Below are 8,020 nucleotides of genomic sequence, written 5' to 3'. Positions count from 1 at the left end.
CAGCGGTTGAGACGGGCCAGCGCTTGGCCGAGGCGGACCGCGGTTTCGGCCTGCAAACCCGCATCGAGCGTCGCCACGCCCGGCGGCAGCAGCACGATCACGGTCGAGCCGTAGTTGAAGCGGGCCATTTCCCCGAAGCGTTCCAGGCTGATGTTCTTGCCGCGGTAGTCCTTGGTGGTGACCGCGTCGGCGTAGCGCGGAATCTCCACGCCGCTCCAGACGGTTTCCACGCCCGACACCAGCAGCGCGCCGACCATCACCATCGCCATCGGCCCGAACTCGGTGTCGAAGTGGCAGACCAGCCGCTCGTTGCGCGCGAACAGACGCGGCACGTTGCGCACCGCGTCGGGTCCGACGCTGAAGAGCCGGCCCGGGACGTGCACGGTTTCGCGCAGGGTGCCGGCCCACGGCATATGCACGCGGTGGTAGTCCTTGGGCGAGAGGTAGACGGTGGCGTAGACGCCGTTTTCGAACGGCGCCGCCGCGGCCGCGTCGCCGCCGAGCAGTTCGGTCGCGGTGAACGATTGGCCCTTGGCCTGAAAAATCTCGCCCGAGCGGATCGGGCCGCATTGGCTGATGCGGCCGTCGGCGGGCATCAGCAGGACGCTCGGGTCGGGATCGGCCACGCGCGCGCCGGGCTTGAGCGCGCGGGTGAAGAATGCGTTGAAGGTCGGGTACGAGCGCGGGTCGGGATTGGCGGCTTCGGCCAGATTGACCCCGAACTTGCGGGTGACGGTGTCGATCAGCCAGCGGCTGATGCGCGGGCTGTCCGAATACGCCAGCGAGCGCGCCAACGAGGACAGAAAGCGGTGCGGCAGCGCATAGGTGAGGGTGGTGATCAGGCTCACGGTGCGGCTCCGGTGAGCGCGGCCATGTCCTTGGCGATCACGTTTGGATCGAACGGCGGCCGCACCAGCCCGGCCATGCGGCCCTGCGGGTCGAGCACGGCCATGCTGGCGCTGTGGTCCATGGTGTATTGGTCGGCCGGCGCGCCGTCGGGCGCGGGCACCTTGGCGAACACCATGCTCAGCGATTTGGCGAAGTCCTCCAGCGCCGGGACGTCGGCGGTGGCGGCCAGGGTGTCTTTATGGAAGCCGTGGGCGTACTCGCCGATCTTGTCGGGCGTGTCGCGTTCGGGATCGACCGAGACGAACAGCACGCGCGGGCGGCTGGCTTCGGGGATGGCTTCCCAGGTCTTCTGCGCCACCGACATCTGCGCCAGCGTGGTCGGGCACACGTCCGGGCAGTGGGTGAAGCCGAGGAACACCAGGGTCCAGTGGCCCTTGAGCTCGCCGGGAATCAGCTGGGTGCCGTCGGATTGGCGCAGCGAGAACGCGGGCAGGGTGCGCGGCGGGTCGAACAGGCGCACTGCCTGGGTCTGCGGCAGGTTCGGGCGGGGCGGGGCGGCGAAGAATTTCTGCGAGGCCCACAGGCCGAGCGCGGCGGCGAGCGCGGCGACCAGGACGATGGCGGTGGTGCGATTGAACATGTCGGTTCCAGCGTGTGTGCCTGGGCATGATACCGGCGATTGTTGTTTCCCCTCCTCGAAATTGCTCCCCCCTTTGAAAAAGGGGGGTTAGGGGGGATTTGCCTTTGCTGTTGCTTTAGGTCAAAAGCAAATCCCCCCTAACCCCCCTTTTTCAAAGGGGGGAGGCTTCGGGTGGGGGCGTGAGGGGGGGCGGGGTTCTGCGAATTCCGGGGGCGGGCGGCTATACTGCGCGCCTTGATTTGCCCTGGACCTGCCGTGCCCGCTCCCGTTTCCTTCGAACAGCTGACCCTCGTCGACCTGATCCGCTACGGCGCCAGCCGCTTCAACGCGGCCGGGCTGACCTTCGGCCACAGCTACGACAACGCGCTGGACGAGGCCACCCAGTTGGTCCTGCACACCCTGCACCTGCCGCACGATCTCAGCCCGGTCTACGGCCAGGGCAAGGTCACCGCGGAGGAAAAGGACGCGATCCTGGCGCTGTTCGAGCGCCGCATCGCCGAGCGCATCCCGGCCGCCTACCTGACCGGCGAGGCCTGGTTCGCCGGCCTGAGCTTCAAGAGCGACCGCCGCGCCCTGGTGCCGCGTTCGCCGATCGCCGAGCTGATCGAGGCCGGTTTCGAGCCCTGGCTCGGCGGCCGCGAGGTCGCCCGCGCCCTGGACCTGTGCACCGGTTCGGGCTGCATCGCCATCGCCACCGCGCATTACCACCCCGATTGGGACGTGATCGGCGCCGACATCAACGACGACGCCCTGTCGCTGGCGGCCGAGAACAAGCAGCGCCTGCACGCCGACAACGTCGAGTTGCGCAAGTCGGATTTGTTCGCCGGCCTGAAGGGCGAGGTCTTCGATCTGATCGTGACCAACCCGCCGTACGTCACCAACGACGAAACCGACGCCTTGCCGCAGGAGTACTCGCACGAGCCCGAACTGGGCCTGCGCGCCGGCGACGACGGTCTGGACCTGGCGCTGAAGATCCTACGCGACGCGCCCGAGCATCTGAGCGAGCAGGGGCTGTTGATCTGCGAAGTCGGCGAGGCCGAACGCGCCCTGGTCGAATTGCTGCCGCAGCTGCCGCTGGCCTGGGTCGAGTTCAAGGTCGGCCAGATGGGCATTTTCGTGGTCGAACGCCACGACCTGGTCGAACACCACGACCAAATCAAACGGCTCGCCGACGCGCGAGCCTGAGCCACGCGCGTCGGCGGCCGGTAGCGGAGACGGGACACCGTCGTCCGCAGCGCCGCGCGCGACGCTGATCCTCTAGCGTTACGTCCACGGCGCCAAGCCGGCCGGAACTCGCAAGTGCCCCGCGGGCGCGGCGTTGTTCGGTGTGCGTGCGCGGGTTTTCGGTAGGTCTGTCTTCGTTACAGCGGAAACCGGCGGGGTCGGCTAAGGTTGGCTGACCTCACCCTAACCCTCTCCCGCAAGCGGGAGAGGGGACTGTGCGAAGCGATCGGGTCGATACGCGTTGAGCTCCCTCTCCCGCTTGCGGGAGAGGGCTGGGGTGAGGGCAGCCAAATCGCCCGAAACCTTGCTCAAACCCACGCGATTTAGTCATTTCCGTGCGCAAACCCCACGTCATACCATCCAGGTAAGACACGGACAGCCCACGGCCCGTGCTCAGCTTCATCTTCGCCACACCCACGCCAGCGATCATCGTTCCCGCCCCACGCCGGTCCGCCGGCTCGCACCAGGAATCCGTCGTGTCCAGCAACAGCTTCGGCAAACTCTTCACCGTCACCACCTTCGGCGAAAGCCACGGCCCGGCGATCGGCTGCGTGATCGACGGCTGCCCGCCGGGACTGGCGATCGCCCCGGAAGAGTTCCGCCACGACCTCGACCGCCGCGCCACCGGCAAGACCCGCCACACCTCGGCCCGGCGCGAGGCCGACGACATCGAAATCCTCAGCGGCGTCTACCAGGGCCTGACCACCGGCACCCCGATCGCGCTGCTGATCCGCAACACCGACGCGCGCAGCAAGGACTACGGTTCCATCGCCGAACAGTTCCGTCCCGGCCACGCCGATTACAGCTACTGGCAGAAGTACGGCCTGCGCGATCCGCGCGGCGGCGGACGCTCCTCGGCGCGCGAGACCACCATGCGCGTGGCCGCCGGCGTGATCGCCAAGAAGTGGCTGCGCGAGCGTTACGGGGTGGTGGTGCGCGGCTTCATGTCGCAGATCGGCGAAGTCGTGCCCAACGGCTACGACTTGTCGGTGGTCGAAGACAACCCGTTCTTCTGGCCGCACGCCGAGCAGGTGGGCGAGCTGGAAAGCTACATGGACGCGCTGCGCAAGTCCGGCGATTCGGTCGGCGCGCGCGTGGACGTGGTCGCCGACAACCTGCCGCCGGGTTGGGGCGAACCGATCTACGGCAAGCTCGACGGCGAGCTTGCCGCGGCGTTGATGAGCATCAACGCGGTCAAGGGCGTGGAGATCGGCGACGGCTTCGCCAGCGTCGCGCAAAAGGGCAGCGAGCACCGCGATGAGCTCTCGCGCGCCGGTTTCGCCAGCAATCACGCCGGCGGCATCCTCGGCGGCATCAGCACCGGCCAGCAGCTGCGTTGTTCGACCGCGTTCAAGCCGACCTCGAGCCTGCGTTTGCCGGGCCGCAGCGTCGACATCCACGGCAACGAGGTCGAGGTCATCACCACCGGCCGCCACGACCCTTGCGTGGGCATCCGCGCCACCCCGATCTGCGAGGCGATGGTCGCACTGGTATTGATCGATCAGGCGCTGCGCCATCGCGCCCAATGCGGCGATGTCGGCACGGTGACCCCGCGCATTCCCGCCGCGCCGGAGTTCGAAGACGATGTCTGAGCGGCCGCGGGTGTGGGTCTCGCAACCGCTGTTCGACGACATCGTCGCCCGGCTCGGCGAGTATTTCGAAGTCGACGCCACCGCCGCGGTGACCCAGCACACGCCGGAAGCGGCCAATGCCGCGCTGCGCCGCGCCGACGGCGCCCTGGTCACCCTCAACGATCCGATCGGCGCGGCGCAGATCGCCGGCGCCACCCGCCTGCGCGCCATCGCCAACGTCGGCGTGGGCTACAACAATCTGGACGTGCCCGCGCTCAGCGCCGCCGGCATCCTCGCCAGCAACACGCCCGACGTACTGACCGAAACCACCGCCGATTTCGGCTGGGCGCTGATGATGGCGACCGCGCGCCGGGTCGGCGAAGCCGAGCGCTGGTTGCGCGAGGGCCATTGGCAGCGCTGGAGTTTCGACAGCCTGCTCGGCAGCGATGTCCATGGCGCCACGCTCGGCATCCTCGGCATGGGCCGGATCGGCCAGGCGATCGCCCGGCGCGCGGTCGGCTTCGGCATGCGCACGCTGTATCACAACCGCAGCCGTTTGCCCGAAGCGGTCGAGCGCGAATGCGCGGCGAGCTACGTCGGTTTCGACGAACTGCTGGCGCGTGCCGATCATCTGATTCTGGTGCTGCCGTATTCACCGCAATCGCACCATCTCATCGACGCCGCGGCGCTGGCCAAGATGCAGCCGCACGCCACCCTGACCAACATCGCCCGCGGCGGCATCGTCGACGAAGACGCGCTGTGCGATGCGCTGGAACACAACCGCCTGGCCGCGGCCGGGCTGGACGTGTACGAGGGCGAACCCAAGCTCAATCCGCGTTTGCTGCAGCAGCGCCGGGTGGTGCTGACCCCGCATATCGCCAGCGGCAGCCTGGCCACGCGCCGGGCGATGGTGTCGCTGGCGGTCGACAATCTGATCGCCGCGCTGGGCTACGGCCCCGATGCGGGGCGTCCGCCGTCGCCGCTCAACGCGCCGGTGCGGGCAGGGGAGTCGGTGGGTTGAGATGAGCCTGCTCTCGTCGCTGCGATCCCGTCAAAACCGCGTCGGCGCCAGTGCGTCGTCGCGTCCGCGTTGGTTGCGGCGCGGTCTGTCGGCGTTGACCGCGCTCGGCGCGCTCGGCGTTCTCGCCGTGGTCACGCTTGCGGTCGGCACCCGCATCAACCCCAACCGCGAGCACGCGGTGGGCGAGGTGATCGACCGTCTCAACGGCGTCGCCATCCATTACAACGGCGGGGTCAACACCAATGTCGGCCGCCGCCTGACCGACGACGGCTACAACCTCGGCCTGCAGTATCAGTGCGTCGAGTTCGTCAAGCGCTATTACTACCAGCGCTTCGGCCACAAGATGCCCGACAGCTACGGTCACGCCCGCGATTTCTTCGACGCCGACGTGGCCGACGGCGGTTTCAGCGCCAAGCGCGGCCTGCTGCAATTCCATAACGGCGGCGCGGCGGCGCCGCAGCCGGACGATCTGATCGTGTTCGCGCCGAGCGCGTTCAACCGTTACGGCCATGTCGCCATCGTCGCCTCGGTCGACCCGGCCGGTGTGGTGATCGCGCAACAGAATCCCGGCCCGTTCGGCGCCTCGCGCGAACGTCTGGCCTTCGACGCCGCCCGGCCCACGCGCGTGGACAACGCGCGCGTGCTCGGCTGGCTGCGCCTGCCGCCGCCCGCGCCCGACGCGGCGGCGCTGGCTTCGGTTTCCACGCAATACCCGCCGGAAATGGGTCCGGCGGTCCCCACAAGTCAGGTAACTGAGAACAGATGAACGCCAAGACGTCCTGCAATGTCGCCGTGGTCGGTGCTACCGGCGCGGTCGGTGAAACCATGCTGAAGGTGCTGGCCGAGCGCAAATTTCCGATCGGTCAGCTGCATGTGTTGGCGAGCGAACGCTCGGCGGGAGAGAAAATCGAGTTCGGCGGCAAAACCCTGGTGGTGCAGGATCTGGCCAAATTCGATCCGAGCGGGGTGGACATCGCCCTGTTCTCGGCCGGCGGTTCGGTGTCGAAGGAATACGCGCCCAAGTTCGCCGCGGCCGGCGCGGTGGTGATCGACAACTCCTCGGCCTTCCGCTACGACGCCGATATCCCGCTGGTGGTCAGCGAGGTCAACCCGGAAGCGGCCAAGAACCGTCCGCGCGGGATCATCGCCAACCCCAATTGCTCGACCATGCAGATGCTGGTCGCGCTGGCGCCGATCCACCGCAAGGCCAAGATCGAGCGGATCAACGTGGCCACGTATCAGTCGGTGTCGGGCACCGGCAAGCGCGCGATGGAAGAACTGGGCAAGCAGACCGCGGCGCTGCTCAACTTCCAGCAGGCCAAGCCGGAGATTTATCCGGTCCAGATCGCCTTCAACGTGATCCCGCACGGCGGCGACTTCACCGACAACGGCTACACCACCGAAGAAATGAAGCTGGTCTGGGAGACCCGCAAGATCCTCGGCGACGACAGCATCGGCGTGAACGCGACCGTGGTGCGGGTGCCGGTGTTCTACGGCCACTCCGAGGCGGTGCACATCGAAACCCGCGACAAGCTCTCCGCGGTCGATGCGCGCGCGCTGCTGGAAAAGGCCGCGGGCGTGGAAGTGGTGGACGAGCCGGTGGGCGGCGGATATCCGACGCCGGTCACACATGCTTCGGGACAGGATCCGGTGTTCGTCGGCCGCATCCGCGACGACATCTCGCATCCGCGCGGGCTGTCGTTGTGGGTGGTCTCCGACAACATCCGCAAGGGCGCGGCGACCAATGCGGTGCAACTGGCCGAGCTGGTCTGGAGCGAGCGCTGATCTCAGCCCGCTGTCATTACTAATGTCATCGATCGGGCCCTGCGGGGCCCGATCTTCGTTTGCGGGGGCGGTTCGCGCGCCGAATGCTGTCGTCGAAAGGGCGCAAATCCCCATCGCTGGCGACTTCGCAGCACGATGCCGGATCAAGCCCGCATGGCCGGGAGTTCGCCATGCCAGCGCCGCGACCACCCAGCCATCGCAACGGAAACTTCACTTCGCGTTGCGCATAACTAGTCCAGACCGCTAGAGTCGCCGCCTGTCTTTGGCAATGGGATCGTCCGTGAGATCAGGTTTCGCACGCACCGCCTTGGCTCTGGCGCTGGCATTGGCCAGCGGAGCGGCCTGTGCGCTGGGGCTGGGCCAGATCGAGGTGAAATCGCGTTCGGGACAGCCGCTGCTGGCGGAGATCCCGGTGATCTCCAGCGGGCCGGAGGAGTTGGCGCAACTGCGCGCGGGCCTGGCCTCGCCGGAGACCTTCCAGCGCATCGGCCTGGAAGCGCCGCAAGGCATCGTCACCGACCTGCGTTTCACCCTGGCCCTGGACAGCGCCGGCAAGCCGGTGATCCGGGTCACCAGCACCCAGCCGGTCAATCAGCCGCTGCTGACCTTCCTGATCGAAGTCGATTGGGGCCAGGGCCGCCTGACCCGCGAATACTCCGCGCTGCTGGACGCGCCGCGCACCGCCTCCGCGCCGCTGCAGCCGCCGATCAAGGCGCCCACTGGCGCTGCCTCCAACACCATCGAACGTCCGCTGGAAGCGCCGCTGCCGTTCGGCGCGCAGGCGCAGGAAACCGATCCGCTGTCGGTGGAGAACCAGCTCGACCAGCAGCGTTACGACCCCGGCAGCGTGGTGCCGGCGCCGTCGTTCCCGGCCGAGGCGGTGGCGATCCAGCCCGAACCGCCGGCGCCGGCTCCTATCCAGGCCGCTCC

General features: G+C 68.0%; 8 protein-coding genes. 6 read left to right on the top strand and 2 right to left on the bottom strand.

All coding sequences use genetic code 11. The features are described 5' to 3' along the window. The coding region (asd, locus tag V7787_RS51485; RefSeq protein ID WP_336095251.1) for an archaetidylserine decarboxylase at positions 1–848 on the bottom strand (848 nt) is incomplete at its 3' end. After that, positions 845–1,489: an SCO family protein gene (locus V7787_RS51480; protein WP_336095250.1), complete on the bottom strand. Its 645-nt coding sequence runs from the start codon at positions 1,487–1,489 to the stop codon at positions 845–847. The genes V7787_RS51480 and asd, both read right to left, overlap by 4 nt. Positions 1,490–1,744: 255 nt before the next feature. Here V7787_RS51480 and prmB point away from each other — a divergent pair, with 255 nt between their 5' ends. From prmB to V7787_RS51450, 6 genes are all read left to right on the top strand, one after another. Then, positions 1,745–2,674, top strand: coding sequence for a 50S ribosomal protein L3 N(5)-glutamine methyltransferase (prmB, locus tag V7787_RS51475; protein WP_336095249.1), 930 nt, complete (start codon positions 1,745–1,747; stop codon positions 2,672–2,674). A gap of 515 nt (positions 2,675–3,189) precedes the next feature. Continuing rightward, positions 3,190–4,305 carry a chorismate synthase gene (gene aroC / locus V7787_RS51470; RefSeq protein ID WP_336095248.1) on the top strand — a complete coding sequence of 372 codons (1,116 nt, stop codon included), beginning with the start codon at positions 3,190–3,192 and terminating at the stop codon, positions 4,303–4,305. Then, on the top strand, positions 4,298–5,305 hold the full coding sequence (locus V7787_RS51465) for a 2-hydroxyacid dehydrogenase (protein WP_336095247.1): 1,008 nt from the start codon (positions 4,298–4,300) through the stop codon (positions 5,303–5,305). The genes aroC and V7787_RS51465 overlap by 8 nt, the downstream gene beginning before the upstream one ends. Before the next feature lies 1 nt (position 5,306). Then, positions 5,307–6,071, top strand: coding sequence for a CHAP domain-containing protein (locus tag V7787_RS51460; RefSeq protein WP_336095246.1), 765 nt, complete (start codon positions 5,307–5,309; stop codon positions 6,069–6,071). Continuing rightward, positions 6,068–7,090, top strand: coding sequence for an aspartate-semialdehyde dehydrogenase (locus V7787_RS51455; RefSeq protein WP_336095245.1), 1,023 nt, complete (start codon positions 6,068–6,070; stop codon positions 7,088–7,090). Before V7787_RS51460 ends, V7787_RS51455 begins: the two co-directional genes overlap by 4 nt. A 280-nt stretch (positions 7,091–7,370) precedes the next feature. Further along, positions 7,371–8,020: type IV pilus assembly protein FimV (locus V7787_RS51450; protein ID WP_442965380.1), on the top strand; the 650-nt coding region annotated here is incomplete at its 3' end.

This window comes from Pseudomonas sp. CGJS7, assembly GCF_036961695.1.
The sequence above is the reverse complement of the archived record's forward strand: the minus strand, read 5'-3'. Positions and strand labels throughout refer to the sequence as shown.